This is a genomic window from Pseudomonas hefeiensis, assembly GCF_030687835.1.
GTDB classification, from domain to species: Bacteria; Pseudomonadota; Gammaproteobacteria; order Pseudomonadales; family Pseudomonadaceae; genus Aquipseudomonas; species Aquipseudomonas hefeiensis.
In genome coordinates this window covers 341,952-364,157 of sequence record NZ_CP117449.1, presented here as the reverse complement: position 1 = coordinate 364,157, position 22,206 = coordinate 341,952, and the positions used below count along the sequence as shown (strand labels likewise).

The window sequence follows — 22,206 nt, the reverse complement described above, 5'->3', positions numbered from 1 at the left end:
ACGCCCACAAAAAAGGCCGTTTTCCATAGAAAACGGCCTGTCCGAAGTAGCTAAAGACCGGCGAAAAACCGTTAAGTTCCGCCTAAAAAACAATAACTTATCGAATTGTGCACAAGTCGTGTTACTCGTCGGATTTTGATTGTAACCAAGCGAAGCCAGCCTCAGGATCGCGCCGTCATCCCTTTGAGGCTCCTCTATGAAGTTCTCCTCGATTCTCTTGTTGTCCCTTGGCCTGGTCAGTGGCGTAGCCTCTGCCGGTGGCACCACCGAAGCAGGCGTGGGCGGCGCATTGGGCGGGGTTCTGGGCTCAGTCGTCGGCCAGTCTTTGGGCGGCAACACCGGTTCCACCATCGGCGCAGCCTTGGGCGGCGCGGGTGGCAGTGCCGTCGGTGCGGATAAACGCAGCCGCGGCGAAGCAGCGATCGGCGGCGCGCTGGGCGCAGCCGGCGGTAACGTGGTCGGCCGTAGCGTAGGTGGCACCACCGGCAGCCTGATCGGTGCTGCAGCAGGCGGTGGCGCGGGCGGCGCGCTGGGCAACTACATGGGCAAGGACGATGACGACGACCGTCGTTATGACGGTCGCCGTGGTGATCGCCGCTACTACCGTGACGGCCATCCGGGCCGAGGCCATGCCTACGGGCATCGCAAGCACAAGCATAAACATCGCTATCGTGACTGACCGCTGGGTTTAATACCTGCGGGTAAAAAATCGCAGCCTTCGGCAGCTCTGCTCAAGAGCCTGACAGGAGGCTGCGATTTTTCGTTTAAATCACCAGCCGTTCCAACGCCCCGCGCAACCGATCCGGAATCGCCACTGGCCGATTCGAAGACCGATCCACAAAAACATGCACAAAGCGCCCCGCCGCACAGGCCTCTTGCTCCCCTTCCTTGAACACCGCCAGCTCATACTGCACCGAACTGCTGCCGAGCTTCCCGACTCGCAGACCGATTTCAATCCGGTCAGGAAAGGCGATTGAGGCAAAGTAGTCACACGCCGAACTCACCACGAACCCCACCACCTCCCCATCATGGATATCCAGGCCACCGACCTCGATCAGGTAGGTGTTCACCGCAGTGTCGAAAAAACTGTAGTACGTGACGTTATTGACGTGACCGTACACGTCGTTGTCATGCCAGCGCGTGGTGATGGGTTGCAGGTGTGGGTATTCGCTACGTTGGGGCATCAGGGGGACCTTTACGGTTGCTCAATGGTTCTTACGTTGTGCAGGAATTGAAGCTTGGCATTGTGCAAATCCCTTGCCCTGTGCCGCCAGCTCCCCGATCAGACGCGCAGGCTTCCATTGGTCCCCCTGCTTCGTTTCGAGCTCCAGCAACCGTGCATGGATGTCTTCAAGTCCCTGCCGATCGGCCCAGGCCATAGGGCCGCCCTTGTCCACAGGGAATCCGTAGCCGTTGAGGTACACCAGGTCGATGTCGTGAGCCGATTCGGCAATACCTTCCTGCAGGATCTTCGCACCTTCATTGACCAGCGCCAGCAAACAACGCTCGAGAACTTCCTCGGGTCCGATCTCGCGACGCTGAAAACCCAACGCTTCGCTGACCTGCTGCACGAGCGCATCGACCTCAACATCATGCTCGGCCTGCCGACTGCCGGCTTCGTAGTGATAGTACCCGTTGCCACTTTTCTGGCCGAACCGCCCCAGTTCGCACAAGCGGTTGTCCACCTGCACCTCGGGCGCGTCCTGGCCTTTGCCCGCCAGTTCCCGGGCGCGCCACTCCAGGTCGATCCCGACAACGTCGTACATGCGAAACGGTCCCATGGCGAAGCCGAAACCTTGCAATGCAGCATCCACCTGATGGGGAAACGCCCCTTCCAGCAGCATCTTGCGCGCCTCCAGCACATAGGGGTGAAGCATCCGGTTGCCGATGAACCCATGGCAATTGCCCGACACCACGCTGACCTTGCCCATGCGCTTGCCCAATGCCAGGGCTGCATCCAGCACTGCTTGGGAGGTTTGCGCACCACGAACGATTTCCAGCAACTTCATGATGTGGGCCGGGCTGAAGAAGTGCAGACCCAACACCTGGCTGGGCCGGCGGGTGACGGCGGCAATGGCATCGATGTCCAGCGCCGAGGTGTTGCTCGCCAGAATCGCCTCGGGCTTGAGCAAGCCATCCAGCTCGCGGAAGATCTTCTGCTTGAGCTCAAGGTTCTCGTAAACCGCCTCGATTACCAGATCCACATCGCGGATCGCCGCGTAATCATCTGCCCGCGTCACCCGTGCGATTCGGGCATCAGCTTCACCCTGGTCGATACGGCCCTGGCGCACGTTATGGGCATACGTATCGGCCACGGCAGCCAACGCCTGTTCCAGCATCTGCGGGTTGTTGTCGACCCACTGCACCGTCACGCCGGCGTTGGCCAGGCACATCACGATGCCCCGCCCCATAGTGCCTGCACCGACCACGGCGGCGCGCTGAATATCGAAAGGTGTCTGGCTCATGTTGGCTCTCTTGTTGGCGATCCAAAGACAGCCCTCACCTTAGTCAGCCGCAGAATATTTTTGAAATTTATTCGTGTGATGGCGGGCATTCATCGGATGGATGCAGATCACAAAGCGGCTTGAACCCAGCGGCGAACTTCGGCGTATGGGTAATCCTCCAGTTGCGCATAGCCTGGAATCGTCCGCGCCTTCAGCTTGGTGAACAACGGGACGCTGATGCCGCACAGGAACCGGGTCATCCGTTCCGCAGACGGCACACTGCCGGTATGTTGCTCGTGCCTGTTGATAAAGTCGCTACACAGTGCGTCGAAGTCTCTATCGACCAGTAACGACAGTGCCGGTGGTTCCGGCAGACGAGCGACATGTCCGTCGCACACCGAACAATGACCACAGCGCTGCGGAGCATTTTCATCGCCGAAATACTGCGCCAACCGATAACCGAGGCAACGATCAGTGGCGAACAGCTCGAGCATGGCGTGGATCCGCGCGATTTCCCCACGCTCGTGCCGGGTGAAATAGTCGTGCAACTCGGCACTCAGCGCCTGAACGTCGAACCCTGCTTCAAGCACGTTATACACCTCGGTCATCTGCTTGCTTTCCAGCTCGATCCAGCCCTTTTCCTGAAAGTAATCCAGCGCCTTGACCACGCGGTTACGCTCGGCGTGATACTGCTGGTACATCCCGTCGAAATCCACCGTGGCCCAGGTTCTGGCGCGGCTGGAGGTCTGGATGATGGCCGAGACGAAGTCCCTTCGCTCACCTTCGAAGTGCTCCAGCAGCACCTGTGGCTCGATCAGGAACTTGAAGCGATACTCCGCGAAATAGGCATAACGCGGTGCGATCAGCCGACGTAGCTCCAGCTGCACCAGCAACGTCTTGAGCGGCAGTTGGCGGATGTTGCTCTTGTCCGCCAGCGGCCCCAGCAAAAACTCCCATTGCCCATCGGCAGCTGCGGCCTTCAACTCGTCGAGCACGCAACGAATACCCACAAGCTCCGGCGTATCGCCATAAACAAAGTTTTCCAACACGTTGAGGCTGTCGCGGTTGGCCAGCACCAGGCAATCGGACGGCTGCCCGTCCCGCCCGGCCCGACCGATCTCCTGACTGTAGTTCTCGATGGATTTAGGCAGGTCGAAATGCACCACGTTGCGGATATCACTCTTGTCGATGCCCATGCCGAAAGCGATGGTCGCGACGATGCAATTGGACTGGCCGCCCATGAACCGTCGCTGGATGGTTTCGCGTTGTTCATGAGGTAAGCCGGCGTGATAAGCCTCGGCCCCAATTCCATGCCTGCTCAGATGCTCGGCAATCTGCTCGGCGGTTCGCTGCAAGGTGACATAGACAATGCTCGGTTGCCCGGCTCGCTCGCCCAGCCATTGCACCAGCCGTGCGCGCTTGTCGGCACCACTCACCGGCTCGACCAGCAGATTGAGGTTGGGCCGGTAGAAACCGGTCGTCACTACATCGGCGGCAGCGATGGCGAATTTCGCCTGCATGTCGGCGATGACCTTGGGTGTGGCGGTGGCCGTCAGCAGCAATACCTGAGGAATATTGAACTCATGCTGGTAATCGGGAAGCTTGAGGTAGTCCGGTCGGAAGTTATGCCCCCATTCCGAAATGCAGTGGGCTTCGTCCACCACCAGCAACGAGATCGGCACCTGCTGCAGGAAATTGCGAAAGCGCTCGTTCTTCAGGCGCTCCACAGAAATCATCAAAATCTTCAACTCACCCGAACGGGCCCTTGCCATGGCGTCGTTGGCTTCATCACGGCTCTGGGCCGAATCGATAGTGGCGCACGCAATGCCGTGGCGCTGCAGGAACGCCAGTTGGTCCTGCATCAGCGCCAGCAACGGCGAGACCACCAGGGTCAGGTGCGGCAATAGCAGGGCCGACAGTTGATAACACAGGGACTTGCCCGAGCCGGTGGGAAAAATGGCCGCCGCCGACCGACCGGCCAGCACGGCGCCAATGGCCGCCTCCTGACCGGGACGAAACTGTGGATAACCGAAAACCTGTTCCAGGGTGCTGTGCATGCGCGGTCGCTCCTTTGACTGCTGCGATGCCCAAAGCCTAGCGGGACAACGCAGCGAGTCGAGAAAAGGTCGGGGTCGAATCGATACGGGATGATACAGGCAGAAGCCCCCTAGGCCTTACCAAGAGGCAATACAAATCCGGGCACGTTGATCACTCGTCGCCACGCCCTGGCGCGTTAAGGTTCGCCGTCAATCCTGGTCAGTCAGTCGACGTTAAATAAAAATATTGAAATTGGGCGATTGGCGTCATTGGCTTTTCCCGGAGAGCTACTCAGCAGACAGTTCCTAGACTGCTGTGAGACGTTTCTTCTTTTTCCAACGAGCAACGATTTCGCCCTAAACTTTCCACCCATACAGACGCGCCCCAATACACCCCGGAAACCTCGCCATGCACCTCGCCCCAGACTTCCCCGACGATCACGCCATGCGCCAGCTCATGGAATTGCTCCACGAAGAAATCGGCCTGCCGGAGCGCAAGACCCTTCGCCTGGACACGGCGATCAATCTCGATCTTGGCTGCGATGGCGCGGATGCTCGGCATCTGATGGAGGCCTTGGAGGAGCGGTTCGCCATCGAGCTCATCGACTACGACGCCTACCGCTATTTTCAGCCTGAAGGATTTGATGTATTTCAAAAGCGCAGGGCCAAGGGCCGTGGCAGCAAGACTCCGCTGACCATTGGAATGCTCTACAAGGCAATCAAGGCTCAGCGCTGGGATACGCAGGAAGTGGAAGAGGTGTAGCCGAGCGGCATGCCGCAAGTGGCATTATTCTGGCTGTTTACCCCGGTTTCAGGTGGAATAATGGCAGCTTTCGAACCGGGAACTGAGCAGCCTTGCGTCCGCATCCCCACAAAAAACCCGCCCACAAAAAACCGCCCTGAAAAGGGCGGTTTTTTCATTCGCTCACCAAACCTTACAACTGCGGTCCAGCTGCCTTGATCGCGTCGCTCACTTCAAATTTCTTGAAGTTCTCGATGAACAAGCCGGCCAATGCTTTGGCGGCTTCGTCGTACGCAGCCTTGTCGGTCCAGGTGTTGCGTGGGTTCAACAGGCCAGTCTCAACGCCCGGAACAGCCAGCGGCACGTCCAGGTTGATGATGTCCAGGTGCTCGGTTTCCACACCGATCAGCGCACCGCTCTGGATTGCCGCGATCACCGCACGGGTGGTCGGGATGTTGAAGCGCTTGCCGACGCCGTAGCCACCGCCGGTCCAGCCGGTGTTGACCAGGTAGACCTTGGAGCCAAAGCCACGGATACGCTTGATCAGCAGCTCAGCGTATTCACCGGCAGGACGCGGGAAGAACGGGGCGCCGAAGCAGGTGGAGAACGTCGACTTGATGCCGCTGCCCGACCCCATTTCGGTCGAGCCCACCAGTGCGGTATAGCCGGACAGGAAGTGGTAGGCGGCTTGTTCTTCACTGAGGATCGATACCGGTGGCAGCACGCCGGTCAGGTCGCAGGTCAGGAAGATCACCGCGTTTGGCTCGCCACCGAGGTTTTTCGGTGCGCGTTTTTCGATCAGTTCACGCGGATAAGCGGCGCGGCTGTTCTGGGTCAGGCTGTCGTCGGCGTAATCGGCTTTCTTGGTGACCGGGTCGAGGACGACGTTTTCCAGCACGGCGCCGTGCTGAATGGCTTTCCAGATAACCGGCTCGTTCTTCTCGGACAAGTCGATGCACTTGGCATAGCAACCACCTTCGATGTTGAAGACCACGCCAACGCCCCAGCCGTGCTCGTCGTCGCCGATCAGGTAACGGCTTTCATCGGCGGACAGCGTGGTTTTACCCGTGCCCGACAGGCCGAAGAACAGGGTCACATCGCCCTCTTCGCCCATGTTGGCCGCACAGTGCATCGGCAGTACGTCAACCGCTGGCAGCAGGAAGTTCTGGACGGAGAACAGAGCTTTCTTCATTTCACCGGCGTAACGCATGCCGGCGATCAGCACTTTCTTGGCCGCGAAGTTGATGATCACGGTGCCGTCGGAATTGGTGCCATCGCGCTCAGGCTCGCAGACGAAGTTCGGCGCGTTGAGGATCTGCCATTCATCCTTGCCACCGGCGTTGTACTGCTCGGGATTGATGAACAGGCAGCGGCCGAACAGGTTGTGCCAGGCAGTCTCGGTGGTCATCTTGACCGGCAGGTAGTGCGCAGGATCGGAACCTACATGCACGTGGGACACAAAACGCTCACGCTCGCCCAGATAGGCTTCTACACGATCCCACAGCGCATCGAACTTGTCGGCCGGGAACTTGCGGTTGATCGGGCCCCAGGCGATTGCGTCCTGGGTGGTCGGCTCTTCAACGATGAAACGGTCAACCGGCGAACGACCGGTACGATGACCCGTACGAACAACCAGCGCGCCAGTATCGGCAAGCTCGCCTTCACCGCGATTCAGGGCTTCTTTGACCAGATCATCGACACTCAGATCGGTGTACACGGCGTTATTGGCTTGCGTCATGAGATTCCCCGTCGGCCTGTGGCCGAGTGCTCCAAACGTTTTGTAGTAGGAAGTCGCGCACTACTACCCGAAAAAAGTGGGCCGGATTATGCCAGAAAAGCCCAAAAAAAGTAGGGCCCTCCCGTCAGTACGGCGTAAATCCGGCGTTTGCCAGGAGATTTACCTGCGCTGAACCGTTTTAGTGACGAGTATCTGACGGTGTGTCGACACCCGCACCGGCGAACAATTGAGCGATGTCCGCGGCGTCGAACAGGTAGCGCTCGTTGCAAAACTGGCAATCAATCTCGATGGCACCACCATGCTCGATCACCAGTTGCTGCGCATCTTCCAGACCCAGACTGACCAGCGCATTGGCGGAACGTTCACGGGAGCAACTGCATTGGAAGCGCAACGACTGACCGTCGAACAGGCGCACCTGCTCTTCGTGGTAGAGGCGATGCAGCACGGTTTCGTTGTCCAGACTCAGCAGCTCATCGGCGCTCAGGGTGCTGGCCAGAGCGGTGATGTGCTGCCAACTGGCGTCACGCTCTTCCGGGTCGCGAAGGCGGTCGGCGGGCAATTGCTGCAGCAGCAGACCGCGGGCGCGCCGCCCGTCGGCGTAGAGCCAGAAGCGAGTGTTGGTCTGTTGGGACATGACGAAGTAGTTGGTGAAGCATTCAGCCAGGGATGTGCCATCGAGATCGACAATGCCCTGGTAGCGCTTGCCGTGGGTTGGATCGACCGTCAGGGCCAGCACACCATCGGGCATCATGTCGGCCAGGGTCGCGTCAGGGGCGATCTGCTCGGCGTGATAGCGGGCCAGGCCACGGATCTCGCGCTCGCTGGAGCATTCAATCATCAGCAGCGGCACCGGGCCTTCGGAACGCGCCTGGAGAATCAGCAAGCCATCGAATTTCAAGGTGCCGACCAGCAGCGCCGCAGCCGCCATCAGTTCACCGAGCAGTTGCGCGACCGGTTCCGGATAGGGATGTTTGGCAAGGACTTCGGCGTAGCTACGCTCCAGCGCCACCAGTTCGCCGCGAGTGTCGCTGTCATCAAAGATGAAGCGTTGGGTGTAGTCGGTATCCGGCAAATCAGTCATAGGGTCTGGTATCTGAGGTGGAGACAAAGGATGGCGGGCATTTTATGGACATTCCGGGCGGGTTCCAAGCAAGGCGAGGTTTGTCGGACGGGATGGGGATGAGTACTCATCTGAGCCACAGGCGCTCTGCCTCCAAACTGCCGATCCTTTATTCGCTATTGCTGCCATGAAACTTGAACAGGTCCCGACGCTGCTTCTTGCTTGGCTTGCCATCGGTGCTGACCCCCAAGGCACCGGCCTTGCGCTGGGCGGCGGCGGTTTCACGCTTGGCGATGCTGGCTTCGGTTTCGCGGTACAACGCCTGCGCTTCAGGTGCGCCGCGACGCACGATCGACAGAGCCTCGACCACCACAGTCTTTTCATCGAACCCGGTGCGAATGACATATTCGTCGCCGATGCGAGGCTCCTTGCCCGGTTTGCAGCGTTCGCCCCGGTGATGGACCTTGCCGCTTTCGATGGCGGTCTTGGCCAGGGCGCGGGTTTTATAGAATCGCGCTGCCCACAACCATTTATCGAGACGGACCTTGTCGTCTTCTTCCTTTTTTTGTGCCACTGCAATTCCTCTTTCAGCCAATAGTCAGAACTGTACTACCGTTTTTGTCGAGCGCACGAATTCGGTCCGACAGATAGAATGTCGGCCGAACTGACTTGCGGCACGACGCGGGCCGGTATCGGTTACGAGCGGAAACAGGTGTGTAGATAACTGTCGCCATTTTGTGATTATTCTGCGTGAATACCGCGATTCGCGGGCTCCACGATCCGATGTACTGATCGCAGGTTTTTTTATTGAAGACTTTTGACCATCTGACCGTTGTCGGTCTGCGCGAGTGGGTGGCGCTCCCGGATTTGGGTGTCGCGGGCCTGCGGGCAAAAATCGACACCGGCGCCAGCACCTCCAGCCTGCACGCCACCGACATCGAGCCGTTCGAGCGCGACGGTGAAAAATGGGTGCGTTTTACCGCGCATCTGGGCACGGTGGTGCAGTTACGCCATCGCCGCTGCGAAGCCCCGTTGGTGGCGCGCAAAACGATAAAAAGCTCCAACGGGCACGCTCAGGTCCGCTACGTGATCAGCACGACGCTGGCACTGGGGGATCGGATCTGGCGAGTAGAGTTCACCCTTGCCTGCCGCAAATCCATGCGATATCGCCTGTTGTTGGGTTCAAAAGCCTTGATCGACGGCCAGTTGGTAGTCAATCCAGGCATCAAATACGTTCAAGACAAGCCGGTGTTCCCGGTGTCCACTACCTCTGCCACAGGTGTTGCATGAAGATCGCTGTGCTGTCGCGTAACCCGCGTCTGTATTCCACTCGTCGCCTGGTTGAAGCCGGGACCGAACGCGGCCATGAAATGGTGGTGATCGATACCCTGCGCGCCTACATGAACATTGCCAGCCACAAGCCGCAGATCCACTACCGTGGCAAGCCGCTGGAAGGGTTCGATGCGGTGATCCCGCGCATTGGTGCGTCGGTAACGTTCTATGGTTGCGCGGTGCTGCGCCAGTTCGAAATGATGGGCGTGTTTCCTCTCAACGAGTCCGTGGCCATTGCCCGCTCCCGGGACAAGCTACGCTCGCTGCAATTGTTGTCCCGCCGTGGGGTCGGCTTGCCGGTGACCGGTTTCGCCCACTCTCCCGACGACATTCCTGACCTGATTGCCATGGTCAACGGCGCGCCACTGGTCATCAAGGTGCTGGAAGGCACCCAGGGTATCGGCGTGGTTTTGTGTGAAACCGCGACAGCGGCAGAGTCGGTGATCGAGGCGTTCATGGGCCTGAAGCAGAACATCATGGTTCAGGAATACATCAAGGAAGCCGGCGGCGCGGACATTCGCTGTTTCGTGGTCGGCGACAAGGTGATCGCCTCGATGAAGCGTCAGGCCAAACCCGGGGAGTTTCGCTCCAACCTGCATCGCGGCGGCAGTGCCAGCCTGATCAAGATCACCCCGGAAGAACGCATGACCGCCCTGCGCGCCGCCAAAGTCATGGGCCTGGCCGTGGCGGGCGTAGACATCCTGCGCTCCAATCACGGGCCACTGGTGATGGAGGTCAACTCCTCACCGGGCCTGGAAGGGATCGAAACCACCACGAGCAAGAACGTGGCGGGGATCATCATCGAGCATCTGGAAAAGAATGGCGGGCCGAACATGACCCGGACCAAAGGCAAGGGTTAACGCCAATACAAAACCTGTGGGAGCGGGCTTTTGTGGGAGCCAAGCTTGCTCGCGATGCAGGCACCTCGGTTTACCGCGTTATCGTTCATCGCGAGCAAGCTTGGCTCCCACATAAGCTCAGCTCCCACAAGTTCTCGGTTAGCCAGTTATCACACCGCATCCCGTGGTAGCAGCAACCCCAACGGCAAGCGCACCCGCGCTTCAAGCCCACCGCCGACGCGGTTGCGCAGTTCGACATTGCCGCCGTGCATCGAAGCGATGCGCTTGACAATGGCCAGGCCCAATCCCGTGCCTTTTCCGCCCCGAGCGCGATCGCCCCGAGTGAAGGGGTTGAAAATGGCTTCCAGTTCCGACGGATCGATCCCGGCACCCCGGTCCATGACGCTGAGCACCACATAGGGCGCGCTGGTATCACCGGAGACATAGGCCGCCACCTCGACGCCCGTGCCGGCGTGATTCAGGGCATTGCCGATCAGGTTATTCAGCAATCGCTTCATCGACACCCGGCGCAGCGGGAACGGCTGGATCGGTTCCAGGCGCAGGTGCACTTTTTCAGAGTTCTGGTTATAGGGCGCGGCCACTTCCCGTACCAGTTCGCTGAGGTCGACCTCTTCCACGGACTCGTCCCGCCCGTCGCGAATGAACGCCAGGAACTGATCGAGAATCGCGTCCATGTCTTCGATATCGCGGACCATTTCATCGGTCAGGTCGGTGTGCTCGCCCATCAACTCCAGCGACAGCCGTAAACGGGTCAACGGTGTGCGCAGGTCGTGGGAGACGCCCGCCAGCATCAGTTCACGCTCGCGCCCGGCCTGCTCGACGTCCTCGGCCATCTGGTTGAAAGCACGGTACACCTCGGTCATTTCACTGGGAGTGTCGCTGATGGGCAACCGCACGCTACGGCCCTGGCCCAGTTGCCGGGCGGCGTAGACCAGGCGTTTGAGCGGCTGATTGAGCTGGCTGACGAAAATCCACGCCGAGGCCGTCGACAACAGGCCGATGGCCAGGAACCAGCCAAGCACGTTCCAGATTTTCTGGCCGCGCAACGGGTGGGGGTACAACGGTACTTTCAACCAGCCATCCCCCAGGCTCGGCGCACGTACCCACAGCGCCGGAGGCGAGTGCATGCGCAATCGCACTTCGGTATCGGCGCCGAGTTCATCCTGCATCTGCCGTTGATAGATCTCGCTGTAAGGCCAGTGTTGCTCGCCTTCCGGCACACCGGCGCCAACCACCCGGATCAGGGTCGCCGCTTCGGCAATCTTCTCCCGGTTGGCTTCATCGGCGGCCCAATAGGCTCGAAGGGTCAAGGCAACACCGTGGCTGTACTGCCGGTCCACCAGCACATCTTCGTTCATCAGCAGGTAGACGAGCGTCAGCGCCTTGGAAAAGAGCACGACAATCAGCACCAGCCAGAGGGTGCGGGAAAAGAAACTCTGGGGGAACCAAACGGGGGTTTTCATGAATAGCCGCTACACACTTGCAGGAGCGAGCGATGCTCGCACAATAACGGACCGCGAGTCGCCTGGAGGAAGACATTCAACCAGCCGGGCCACCCGCTCCTACAAATCACCGATCACTTGCTGGCGGCGCCATCCGGCACGAAGACATACCCCACGCCCCAGACGGTCTGGATATAACGCGGCTTGGAAGGATCGGGCTCGATCATCCGGCGCAGGCGGGAAATCTGCACGTCGATGGAGCGCTCCAGTGCATCCCATTCACGACCACGGGCCAGATTCATCAGCTTGTCGCGGGTCAGCGGCTGACGGGCGTTCATCACCAGGGCCTTGAGCACGGCGAACTCACCGGTGGTGAGCATGTGTATCTCGTCGCCACGCTTGAGTTCGCGGGTGGCCAGGGACAGTTCATAGTCGCCGAAGGTCACGCTTTCATCTTCGCTGCCCGGGGCGCCAGGCACCGGGGCCGACTGACGACGCAACACCGCCTTGACCCGGGCCATCAGCTCGTCCGGGTTGAACGGCTTGGCCAGGTAATCGTCGGCGCCCAGTTCCAGACCCTTGATACGGCTCAGCTCATCGCCCTTGGCAGTGAGCATGATGATCGGGATCTGGTTGTTGGCACCACGCAGGCGACGGCAGGCCGTCAAACCGTCTTCACCAGGCAACATCAGGTCGAGGACCACCAGGTTGAAGACTTCACGGGCCAGCAACCGATCCATTTGTTCGGTGTTCGGTACGGTGCGGGCGCGGTAGCCCTTGCTGACGAAAAAGCGCTCCAGCAGGCTGCTCAGCCCCGGATCGTCGTCAACAATAAGAATTTTTTCGCCTTCAGCAGTTTGTGCTGTGCTGCTCATAGGAAGCTCCTTTGATCTCGGCGCGCATTATGGCCTAGCTGCCGTTATACGCACCGTGTGCATTGTTAGCAGATTTTTCCTCTATCTCCAGTAATCCGGGTATCGAGCCTACAGACCATGGTGCCCCCTAAGAAACGCAACGCTGGTTATAATGCGCGGCCTTTTGTGCCAGGGAATGTCGGATCATGATCCCGGCACATGGTTTTTTCCCTTGCCCAGGCAGCACTTTCTGAATTTCGCGGGTCAACAGGCAGCCTCTTGACCCAGGCAGCGGCGCACGCCAGGCCGCTCAACCAGTCGCGCCGAACCCTGCTTTGTGCGGTGGCGAGTCTGATTTCACAATTTTTCAGGTGGTTTTATGGACAGCATCAACAGCCGCATCGCCGAGGAACTCGGCGTACGCCCACAACAGGTCGAAGCGGCCGTCGTGCTACTGGATGAAGGCTCCACGGTGCCCTTTATCGCCCGTTACCGCAAAGAAGTGACCGGCAGCCTCGATGACATCCAGTTGCGTCATCTGGAAGAGCGCCTGCGCTACTTGCGAGAACTCGACGAGCGGCGCGTCAGCATCCTGGCCAGCATCCAGGAACAGGGCAAGCTGACCCCGCAACTTGAGCGCGACATCAAGCTGGCCGAGACCAAGACCCGTCTCGAAGACTTGTACCTGCCCTACAAGCAAAAACGCCGCACCAAGGGCCAGATCGCCCTGGAGGCCGGTCTCGGCGAGCTGGCCGATGGCCTGTTCAACGATCCAAACCTGGCCCCGGAAACCGAAGCCGCGCGTTTCGTCGATGCCGAAAAAGGTGTGGCGGACGTGAAAGCGGCGCTGGAAGGCGCCAAGTACATCCTTATGGAGCGCTTCGCCGAAGACGCCAACCTGCTGGAAAAGCTGCGCAATTACCTTAAGCAGGAAGCCACTCTCAGCGCCCGTGTGATCGCTGGCAAAGAGGAGGAAGGCGCCAAGTTCCGCGATTATTTCGAACACGACGAGCCGCTCAAGAGCATGCCGTCCCACCGCGCCCTGGCGATTTTCCGCGGCCGTAACGAAGGCATTCTCAGCTCCGCGCTGAAGGTAGGCGATGAATTGCCCGGCACCATGCACCCCTGCGAAGGCATGATCGGCCAGCAGTTCGGCATTCAGAACCAGAACCGCGCCGCCGACAAATGGCTGTCCGAAGTGGTGCGCTGGACCTGGAAGGTCAAGCTCTACACTCACCTGGAAACCGATCTGCTGGGCGAGCTGCGTGACAACGCCGAGACCGAGGCGATCAACGTCTTCGCTCACAACCTGCACGACCTGCTGCTGGCCGCACCGGCCGGGCCGCGCGCCACCCTGGGCCTGGACCCGGGCCTGCGTACCGGTTGCAAAGTGGCCGTGGTGGACTCCACCGGCAAGCTGCTGGACCATGCCACGGTCTACCCCCATGTGCCGCATAACAAGTGGGACCAGACCCTCGCCGTGCTCGCCGCGTTGTGCGCCAAGCATTCGGTGGACCTGATCGCCATCGGCAACGGCACGGCCAGCCGCGAGACCGACAAACTGGCCGCCGAACTGATCAAGAAATACCCGGCTATGAAGATGACCAAGGTCATGGTTTCCGAGGCCGGCGCTTCGGTTTATTCGGCGTCGGAACTGGCCTCCAAGGAATTCCCGGATCTGGACGTGTCGATCCGTGGCGCGGTGTCCATCGCCCGTCGCCTGCAGGACCCGCTGGCGGAACTGGTGAAGATCGACCCGAAATCCATCGGTGTCGGCCAGTACCAGCACGACGTTTCCCAGTTGAAACTGGCCCGTGGCCTGGACGCTGTGGTGGAGGATTGCGTGAACGCCGTGGGCGTGGATGTGAACACCGCTTCGGTAGCCCTGTTGGCGCGTATCTCGGGCCTCAACGCCACGCTGGCGCAGAACATCGTCACCCACCGCGACGAACACGGCGCGTTCAAGACCCGCGCCGCATTGAAGAAAGTCCCGCGCCTGGGTGAAAAAACCTTCGAACAGGCCGCCGGTTTCCTGCGTGTCATGAGCGGTGATAACCCGCTGGATTCGTCGGCGGTCCACCCTGAGGCGTATCCGTTGGTGCAACGCATCGCCGCCCAGACTGACCGCGACATCCGCTCGCTGATCGGTGACGCGGCGTTTCTCAAGCGCCTGGACCCGAAAAAATTCACCGACGAAACCTTCGGCCTGCCCACCGTGACCGACATCCTCCAGGAACTGGAGAAACCCGGCCGCGACCCGCGACCCGAGTTCAAGACCGCCGAGTTCCAGGACGGCGTCGAAGACCTCAAGGACCTGCAACCGGGCATGATCCTCGAAGGCGTGGTGACCAACGTCACCAACTTCGGTGCCTTCGTCGACATCGGCGTGCATCAGGACGGCCTGGTGCACATCTCGGCGCTGTCGGAGAAGTTCATCAAGGACCCACGCGAAGCGGTGAAGGCCGGTGATGTGGTGAAAGTGAAGGTCATGGAAGTCGACATCCCGCGCAAACGCGTTGGCCTGTCGATGCGCATGAGCGACACGCCCGGCGAGAAAGTCGACGGTGCCCGCGGGGCGCGTCCCGGTTCTACGCCACGCCAATCGCAAAACACCGCGCCGCGCAAGGAAACCGCCACGCAGACCCCGGCGAACAACGCCATGGCCTCGCTGTTCGCCAATGCCAAACAGTTGAAGAAACGCTGATGGATGCGCCAGCCGGGTTGGTGGAAAGCGCGTTTTTCAAGCTGCTCGGCTGCCGGCTGCACAGTCTCGGGGACGGGGTGGCGCAAGTCGCCCTGAGCCTTGAGCCACCGCTGCGCAATCGTGGCGGCAAGCTGCACGGTGGAGCGCTGTTCAGCCTGGTGGACATCGCCATGGGCCTGGCCTGCTCCAGTGTCCACGGCTTTGACCAGCAGAGCGCGACCATCGAATGCAAGATCAACTACATTCGCGCCGTCTCCGACGGGGAGGTGCTCTGCACGGCCCGGGTCATCCACCCGGGCCGGCGCACGCTGGTGGTCGAGGCTGAGGTGATGCAAGGCGACAAACTGGTCGCAAAAGCACAAGGCACCTTCGCAGTCCTATAGCTCCCTCTCATCGATTTGCGGTAATTTCGACGCTGCGAATGCGGTGCCGAAATCTCTTGTGGGAGCGGGCTTGCTCGCTCCCACAGGGGGCCGCGACGAATTGTCTTGGGCAGCACAAAAACCAGGCGAAAACGCCAGTTTTAACTTCACCCTTGTAGACCGTCTTGACCACCCCCATATTGGGGCGACTGACGCGTGAAGGAATTCAACTTGAGCGACCTTTTAAACCGCCGCCTGGCTCTGCTCGGCGAGCGCGCCAACCTCTCCCTGCTCGAGCAGTGCCTGCACGGCATCGAACGTGAATGCCTGCGCGTCACGGACACGGGGCATCTGGCGCAGACCCCGCACCCCGCGGCCCTGGGCTCGGCGCTGACCAATGAGCAGATCACCACCGACTATTCCGAGTCGTTGCTGGAGTTCATCACCCCGGCCCAGGCTGACGTAGCCGATACCTTGCGCAGCCTCGACAAGATCCACCGGTTTGCCTACAGCAAGCTCGGCGACGAGTACCTGTGGAGTCCTTCGATGCCGTGCCCGCTGCCAGCGGAGGAAGACATCCCGATCGCGTATTACGGCACCTCGAACATCGGTCGACTCAAGTATGTCTACCGCCAGGGTCTGGCCCTGCGCTATGGCAAGACCATGCAATGCATCGCCGGGATCCACTACAACTTTTCCCTGCCGGAAAAACTCTGGCCGCTGCTGCGCCAGGCCGAAGACATTGAAGCGAGCGACCGCGACTTCCAGTCGTCGGCCTACATCGCGCTGATCCGTAATTTCCGCCGCTACAGCTGGTTGCTGATGTACCTGTTCGGTGCCTCGCCGGCGCTGGACGCCGGCTTCCTGCGTGGCCGCCCGCACCAGTTGGAACAGCTGGACCCGGACACTTTGTACCTGCCGTATGCCACCAGCCTGCGCATGAGCGACCTGGGTTACCAGAGCAACGCCCAGGCCGGCCTGACACCCTGCTACAACGACCTGACGAGCTACACCGACAGCCTGCGCAAGGCGGTGGCGACACCGTACGCGCCCTACGTCGAGGTCGGCACGCATAAGAACGGTGAATGGGTGCAGCTCAACACCAATATTTTGCAGATCGAAAACGAGTACTACTCCAACATCCGCCCCAAACGCGTGACCTATACCGGCGAGCGCCCGGTCCAGGCGTTGGTGGCCCGAGGCATCCAGTACGTCGAAGTCCGTTGCCTGGACATCAACCCGTTCCTGCCGATGGGCATCGACCTCACCGAATCGCGCTTCCTCGATGCGTTCCTGCTGTATTGCGGCCTCAACGACAGTCCGCTCCTGGAAAACAACGAATGCAGCAATGCGACGAACAATTTCCTGACGGTGGTCAAGGAAGGCCGTCGGCCAGGTTTGCAATTGCAACGCCAAGGCCAAGCGGTGGACATGCAGGCCTGGGCTATCGAGCTTCTGGAGAAGATCGCGCCATTGGCATCGCTGCTCGACCAGAGCCAGGGGAGCGACGCCCACCGCCAGGCATTGGACGCGCAATTGGCGAAGGTGCGGGACCCGTCACTGACCCCCTCCGCCCAAGTCCTGGCCGCCATGGCAGAACACCAGGAAAGTTTCGCCCAGTTCTCCCTGCGCCAGAGCAAGGCCCACGCCGAATTCTTCCGCGCCGAGCCGTTGCCTACCCCGCAACAGAGCGCATTCGAAGAAAACGCCCGTCAATCCCTGATTCAGCAAGCTGAGCTTGAGCAGAGCGAAGTGGAGGATTTCGATGTGTTTGTCGGGGCGTACCAGGCGAGCATTCTGGCGGTCAGTCACTAAGCGCTCATGAATCATTCCCATGTCGCACATGGGAATGACTTTGTGGCGAGGGGATTTATCCCCGCTGGGTTGCGCAGCAGCCCTAAAGCAGCCAACTTGATTCCACCTGATGCGCCGCATGCTCAGGTTTGGGGCTGCTTCGCAGCCCAGCGGGGATAAATCCCCTCGCCACAGGGAACTGTGTTGCTCTCTAGACGTGCAGAGGAGTTATTCAGCCGACGAAGGCTTCTCCCACAGATTGATCCCGCCCTCTTGGGCAAACCGATCGATCTGCGCCAGTTCTTCAGCGCTGAAACTCAGGTTCTTCAACGCCCCGACGTTCTCGATAATCTGCTCCGGCCGGCTGGCGCCGATCAGGGCGGAGGTTACCCGTGGATCGCGCAGGGTCCAGGCCAGGGCCATTTGCGCCAGGCTCTGGCCGCGACGCTGGGCAATTTCATTGAGGGCACGCACATGGGCGATGTTCTCCTGCGACAGGTGCGAAGCCTGCAACGAACCACCACCCGGGCGATTGACCCGTGCATCGACCGGAATGCCCTTGAGGTACTTGTCGGTCAGCAGGCCCTGGGCCAGCGGCGTAAAGGCAATCACACCCGCGCCCAGTTCATCGGTGGCGTCCAGCAGGTCCTTCTCCACCCAGCGATTGAGCAGGTTGTAGGCCGGTTGGTGGATCAGCAGTGGGACTTTCCACTCCTTGAGCAGCGTAGCCATTTCCCGGGTCTTCACACCGGAATACGAAGAGATGCCAATGTACAACGCCTTGCCCTGCTGCACCGCCGTGGCCAGCGCGCTGGCGGTTTCTTCCAGCGGGGTATCGGGGTCGAAGCGGTGGGAATAGAAGATATCCACATAGTCCAGGCCCAGGCGTTGCAGGCTCTGGTCCAGGCTGGCCAACACGTACTTGCGCGAACCACCACCCTGGCCGTAAGGACCCGGCCACATGTCCCAACCGGCCTTGCTGGAGATGATCAACTCATCGCGGTACTGCTTGAAGTCTTCGCGCAGCAAGCGGCCAAAATTGATCTCGGCGCTGCCGTAGGGCGGGCCATAGTTGTTTGCCAGGTCAAAGTGATTGATACCCAGGTCAAACGCCGTACGCAGCAGGGAACGCTGCGTGTCGATCGGCGTGCTGTCGCCGAAGTTGTGCCACAACCCCAGCGACAGCGCCGGCAGCACCAGCCCACTGCGGCCGACACGGCGATAAGGAATGGACTCGTAGCGGTTCTCGGCAGCGGTGTAGGTCATCGAAAGACTCTCTGTTCGGGTGGCGGATGCTGGTGGCCTGTGTGGTTAGTTCTGTTAGTCAAGTTCGGCGCCAGAAGCCCATATCCTGCGTTGCTGTTCCTCGCCATAGCGGGCTATGACTCGTCACAGCGCCTTGGCTATGGACTTCTGGCATCCGAACTTGAACTAACGAACTAACCACACAGGCCACTAGGCGCAAGCTAACACCTCACAGACGCCTCCGTCAGGCCGAAAGTTCGCATATCAGGTGTGGACGCGGGCTTGTCGACGCAGGTGATCTGCCGCAGATTGGCAATGCGTCGGCCAATCAACGAGGAGTCGTCCAGCGCGGCTATTGTTATCAACTATTGAACAGTCAAGGCAACCGTCGGACATTTATCGCCGAGGATAAACATGTGAATCTGGCTTCATCCACTTCAAAAGGACCCCTGCCATGCCCCCTCAATCCTCCAAAGTTGCCATCGTAACCGGCGCCTCCCGCGGCATCGGTGCCGAAATCGCCAAGCAATTGGCCCTCGATGGTTTTGCCGTCGTCATCAACTACGCCAACAGCGCCGCCGAAGCCTCGAAACTGGTGGTGCAATTGCGCCAGGCCGGCCACCAAGCCATAGCAATCAAGGCGGATGTGTCCTCTGCCGTCGATGTCTGCCGGATGTTCGATGAGACCGAAGCGCACCTGGGCAAAGTCGATGTGCTGATCAATAACGCTGGTACCCTGCAAGTGATGCCCTTGGCCCAGCACAGTGACGAGCTGTTCGACCAGACATTCGCCATCAACACCCGCGGCACCTTCAACACCCTGCGCGAAGCCGCAACTCGTTTGAACGACGGTGGCCGGATCGTGAATTTTTCCAGCAGCACCGTTGGCCTGAACCTGCCCGGCTATTCGGTGTACATCGCCAGCAAGGCCGCCGTCGAATCGCTGACACAAGTGTTCGCCAAGGAACTGCGCGGCCGCCAGATCACGGTCAACGCCGTGGCGCCCGGCCCGGTCGCGACCGAACTGTTCCTGCATGGCAAAAGCGAAGAACAGATCCAGAACTTCGCCAAAATGCCGCCCCTGGAACGCCTCGGTCAGCCGGAGGACATCGCCAGCATCATTTCTTTCCTGGTCAGCCCGGCCGCCGGCTGGGTGAACGGGCAAATCCTGCGAGCCAACGGCGGCCTGGTCTGAGGTTCAGCCCACTCAGCGCACCAGGTGCAGGAACTGCATGTGCCGCTCGTACTGGTCGAGGATGTCGTTGATGATCTGTTCCTTGGTGTAGCCCACCAGATCGTAGTCCTGGCTACCTTCGCTCAAGTGCACTTCGGCGCGGTAGTAACGGCGGTTGTTGAGCTCCTTGGAGCCCATGCCGCCGCGGGCGAAGGACGGTGTGAAGTAGCCGCGCATCTGCACCTGGTAGATGAACGGATGCTGCTCGCCGTGGCCGATCTCCAGGCTGACGCTGTCGTTGGCCGGGTCTGGTTGGGTCACCACTGTCAGGCCTTTCTCGGCGAACACCGCTTTCACCTCTTCAATGGCCGGGCGCACCGTGGTGTCGAGAAAACGGTAGACCTCATCGCGGGACGGGAAATGCACCGCCTGACTCAAGCGCTGTCGCCAGCCGCCCGTACCCCGTCGAGAAGCCGACACCGGCGCCAGCGAATGCAACTGCGCGATCTGCTTCTGGGACTCGAGGTAAAACGCCTTGTGCAGGCCCCACATCATCAGCAGCAAAATCAGCGAGAACGGCAAGGAAGTCAGCACCACTGCCGACTTCAAGGCATCGATGCTGCCGGAGAACAGCAATGCACTGGTCACCAGGGCCGTCATTGCCCCCCAGAACACCCGCAGCCACTTGGGTCCGTCTTCATCGGGGTTGCCGCCCTTGGCCGACAACGTCGAAAGCACCACCGTGCCGGAGTCGGCTGACGTGACGAAGAACACGAAACTGATAAACACAGTCACCGCGATGACGGTCTTGCTCCATGGATAGGTTTCCAGCAGCAAATAAAGGCTCATCGACGGGTTTTCCAGGGCCGACATACCCAGGGCACTCATGCCGTGGTTCAGCACCTGGTCGATGGCGCTGTTACCGAAGATCGACATCCACGCCAGGGTGAAACCCAGGGGAATCAGCAGCACGCCAAACACGAACTCGCGGATGGTGCGCCCGCGAGAAATCCGCGCAATGAACAGCCCCACGAACGGCGACCACGCGATCCACCAGGCCCAGTAGAACACCGTCCAGCCGCCCAGCCAGTCGCTGGGCTCGTTGTAGGCATACACGTCAAAACTCTTCATCGGCAGTGCGCCGAGATAATCGCCGATGTTCTGGATCAACGTGTTGAGCAAATGCTGGGTAGGTCCGGCAAACAGCACGAACAGCAACAACGCGCAGGCCAGCAGCATGTTGATGTCGGACATGACCCGCACGCCTTTGTCGACGCCGGCCACCGCCACAATGATTGCCGCGCCCATCATCAGCACGATCAGGCCGACCTGAATCCATTGGGTGTGGGCGATGCCGAACAGGTAATCGAGCCCGGAATTGAGGTGCAGCACCCCAAACCCCATGTCCGCGCCGAGGCCGAACACGGTCGCGATGATGCCAAAGCCGTCCACCGCGTAGCCGATGGGGCCATTGATACGTTTGCCGATCAATGGGTACAGCGCTGAACGCAGGGCCAACGGCAAATTGTGCCGGTAGGCAAAGTACGCCAAGGCCATGCCGACGAAAGCAAACACGCCCCAGCCGTGCAGGCCCCAGTGCAGAAACAGGATCTGCATGGCCTGGCGCGCGGCATCCGCGGTACCGGCCTCGCCTTGCGGTGGCTGCACCAGATGGGTCAGCGGTTCGGAGACACAGAAAAAAAACAGCGTGATGCTGATACCGGCAGCGAACAGCATGCCGGCCCAGGACAGGTAACTGAATTCGGGCTCGTCGTGGTCAGCACCGAGCTTGATCTTGCCGTAGCCGGACAAGGCGGTGACCACCACGAAGACCAGATACAGAGTCATCGCCAACATGTAATACCAGCCGACCGTATTGGCCGCCCAGTTCTGCGCCGCCAGCAGCCAGGCACCGGCCCGCTCCGGCACGGCGATGACCACCAGGCCGAACAGCAGAATGAAGGTCGCTGCAAAGTAAAAAACCGGCGGATTCATACGGACCAGGCCGCTGGGTGGAAGGGACGTGGCACTCATGAGCGATGGCCCCCGGAAAGCGAAATCGTGAAAATCGAAAACGGACTCGGCAAAGGCAAGCCTCCTGTTGTGAGCGGGCAGCAAACCGACGGTTTAACTTGAATGAACGTTCAAGTTAAACATAAATAGGTAGCTAAGGACTAATCCCGGGGCTGGGCGGCATGCTTCCTACGCTAGCCTACGGGAGGGTATGACGTTGCCTGGAGAGCATTCGTTCAGTGTTCAACAGCCCCCTGTGGGAGCTAGCCTGCTCACGATGGCGGTGTGTCAGCGAATAGATGTACCAACTGAACCACCGCCATCGCGAGCAGGCTTGCTCCCACAGGTTTTCGGTGCTCACCTCTCATGCGTCCCCCATTTACGCCCCGGCAAACGATTGGCGGTT

General features: G+C 60.2%; 18 protein-coding genes. 8 read left to right on the top strand and 10 right to left on the bottom strand.

Annotation, left to right across the window (positions count from 1 at the left end; genetic code table 11):
* The first annotated feature begins 196 nt into the window (after window positions 1–196).
* A complete protein-coding gene (locus tag PSH57_RS01520; protein ID WP_256232368.1) occupies window positions 197–679 on the top strand; it encodes a glycine zipper domain-containing protein in 483 nt (160 codons plus the stop codon).
* Window positions 680–764: 85 nt separating this feature from the next.
* Here PSH57_RS01520 and PSH57_RS01515 read toward each other — a convergent pair whose 3' ends face one another.
* From PSH57_RS01515 to PSH57_RS01505, 3 genes are all read right to left on the bottom strand, one after another.
* Window positions 765–1,184 carry an acyl-CoA thioesterase gene (locus PSH57_RS01515; protein WP_305387401.1) on the bottom strand — a complete coding sequence of 140 codons (420 nt, stop codon included), beginning with the start codon at window positions 1,182–1,184 and terminating at the stop codon, window positions 765–767.
* Between the two features lie 21 nt (window positions 1,185–1,205).
* Complete coding sequence (locus PSH57_RS01510; protein WP_305387400.1) at window positions 1,206–2,465, bottom strand: 3-hydroxyacyl-CoA dehydrogenase; 1,260 nt, start codon at window positions 2,463–2,465, stop codon at window positions 1,206–1,208.
* A 107-nt stretch (window positions 2,466–2,572) separates the two neighbouring features.
* Complete coding sequence (locus tag PSH57_RS01505) at window positions 2,573–4,501, bottom strand: RecQ family ATP-dependent DNA helicase (RefSeq protein ID WP_305387399.1); 1,929 nt, start codon at window positions 4,499–4,501, stop codon at window positions 2,573–2,575.
* Between the two features lie 388 nt (window positions 4,502–4,889).
* Between PSH57_RS01505 and PSH57_RS01500 the strand changes: the two genes are divergently transcribed.
* Entirely contained in the window at window positions 4,890–5,243 is a 354-nt protein-coding gene (locus PSH57_RS01500; RefSeq protein WP_305387398.1) for a DUF1493 family protein, read from the top strand.
* Between the two features lie 172 nt (window positions 5,244–5,415).
* Here the strand turns inward: PSH57_RS01500 and PSH57_RS01495 are convergent, their stop codons facing one another.
* The 3 genes from PSH57_RS01495 to PSH57_RS01485 form a co-directional block, all read right to left on the bottom strand.
* A complete protein-coding gene (locus PSH57_RS01495; protein WP_305387397.1) occupies window positions 5,416–6,960 on the bottom strand; it encodes a phosphoenolpyruvate carboxykinase in 1,545 nt (514 codons plus the stop codon).
* 178 nt (window positions 6,961–7,138) lie between these two features.
* On the bottom strand, window positions 7,139–8,041 hold the full coding sequence (hslO, locus tag PSH57_RS01490; RefSeq protein WP_305416292.1) for an Hsp33 family molecular chaperone HslO: 903 nt from the start codon (window positions 8,039–8,041) through the stop codon (window positions 7,139–7,141).
* A gap of 148 nt (window positions 8,042–8,189) precedes the next feature.
* Entirely contained in the window at window positions 8,190–8,594 is a 405-nt protein-coding gene (locus PSH57_RS01485; protein ID WP_305387395.1) for an RNA-binding S4 domain-containing protein, read from the bottom strand.
* Between the two features lie 233 nt (window positions 8,595–8,827).
* Between PSH57_RS01485 and rimB the strand changes: the two genes are divergently transcribed.
* Window positions 8,828–9,310 (top strand): retropepsin-like aspartic endopeptidase RimB, encoded by a 483-nt coding sequence (rimB, locus tag PSH57_RS01480; RefSeq protein ID WP_025211286.1) that lies wholly within the window; start codon window positions 8,828–8,830, stop codon window positions 9,308–9,310.
* Window positions 9,307–10,212 (top strand): 30S ribosomal protein S6--L-glutamate ligase, encoded by a 906-nt coding sequence (rimK, locus tag PSH57_RS01475; RefSeq protein ID WP_305387394.1) that lies wholly within the window; start codon window positions 9,307–9,309, stop codon window positions 10,210–10,212. Before rimB ends, rimK begins: the two co-directional genes overlap by 4 nt.
* 149 nt (window positions 10,213–10,361) lie before the next feature.
* On the opposite strand, the gene PSH57_RS01470 is transcribed toward rimK, so the two are convergent.
* Together PSH57_RS01470 and ompR are read right to left on the bottom strand one after the other, a co-directional pair.
* Window positions 10,362–11,675 (bottom strand): ATP-binding protein, encoded by a 1,314-nt coding sequence (locus PSH57_RS01470; protein WP_139048809.1) that lies wholly within the window; start codon window positions 11,673–11,675, stop codon window positions 10,362–10,364.
* 113 nt (window positions 11,676–11,788) lie between these two features.
* Window positions 11,789–12,529: an osmolarity response regulator transcription factor OmpR gene (gene ompR / locus PSH57_RS01465; RefSeq protein WP_025211284.1), complete on the bottom strand. Its 741-nt coding sequence runs from the start codon at window positions 12,527–12,529 to the stop codon at window positions 11,789–11,791.
* Window positions 12,530–12,887: 358 nt separating this feature from the next.
* Here ompR and PSH57_RS01460 point away from each other — a divergent pair, with 358 nt between their 5' ends.
* The 3 genes from PSH57_RS01460 (at window position 12,888) to gshA (ending at window position 17,389) form a co-directional block, all read left to right on the top strand.
* The gene (locus PSH57_RS01460) at window positions 12,888–15,212 is read left to right on the top strand and encodes a Tex family protein (protein WP_305387393.1); all 2,325 of its coding nucleotides are present in this window, start codon (window positions 12,888–12,890) and stop codon (window positions 15,210–15,212) included.
* Window positions 15,212–15,595: a PaaI family thioesterase gene (locus tag PSH57_RS01455; RefSeq protein WP_047226840.1), complete on the top strand. Its 384-nt coding sequence runs from the start codon at window positions 15,212–15,214 to the stop codon at window positions 15,593–15,595. Before PSH57_RS01460 ends, PSH57_RS01455 begins: the two co-directional genes overlap by 1 nt.
* Before the next feature lie 210 nt (window positions 15,596–15,805).
* Window positions 15,806–17,389: a glutamate--cysteine ligase gene (gshA, locus tag PSH57_RS01450; protein ID WP_305387392.1), complete on the top strand. Its 1,584-nt coding sequence runs from the start codon at window positions 15,806–15,808 to the stop codon at window positions 17,387–17,389.
* Between the two features lie 207 nt (window positions 17,390–17,596).
* Here gshA and mgrA read toward each other — a convergent pair whose 3' ends face one another.
* Window positions 17,597–18,634 (bottom strand): L-glyceraldehyde 3-phosphate reductase, encoded by a 1,038-nt coding sequence (mgrA, locus tag PSH57_RS01445; RefSeq protein ID WP_305387390.1) that lies wholly within the window; start codon window positions 18,632–18,634, stop codon window positions 17,597–17,599.
* Between the two features lie 433 nt (window positions 18,635–19,067).
* On the opposite strand from mgrA, the gene PSH57_RS01440 reads away from it, so the two are divergent.
* Window positions 19,068–19,808, top strand: coding sequence for an SDR family oxidoreductase (locus tag PSH57_RS01440; protein WP_305387389.1), 741 nt, complete (start codon window positions 19,068–19,070; stop codon window positions 19,806–19,808).
* A gap of 12 nt (window positions 19,809–19,820) precedes the next feature.
* On the opposite strand, the gene betT is transcribed toward PSH57_RS01440, so the two are convergent.
* On the bottom strand, window positions 19,821–21,782 hold the full coding sequence (betT, locus tag PSH57_RS01435; protein WP_305390256.1) for a choline transporter BetT: 1,962 nt from the start codon (window positions 21,780–21,782) through the stop codon (window positions 19,821–19,823).
* Window positions 21,783–22,206 lie beyond the last annotated feature (424 nt).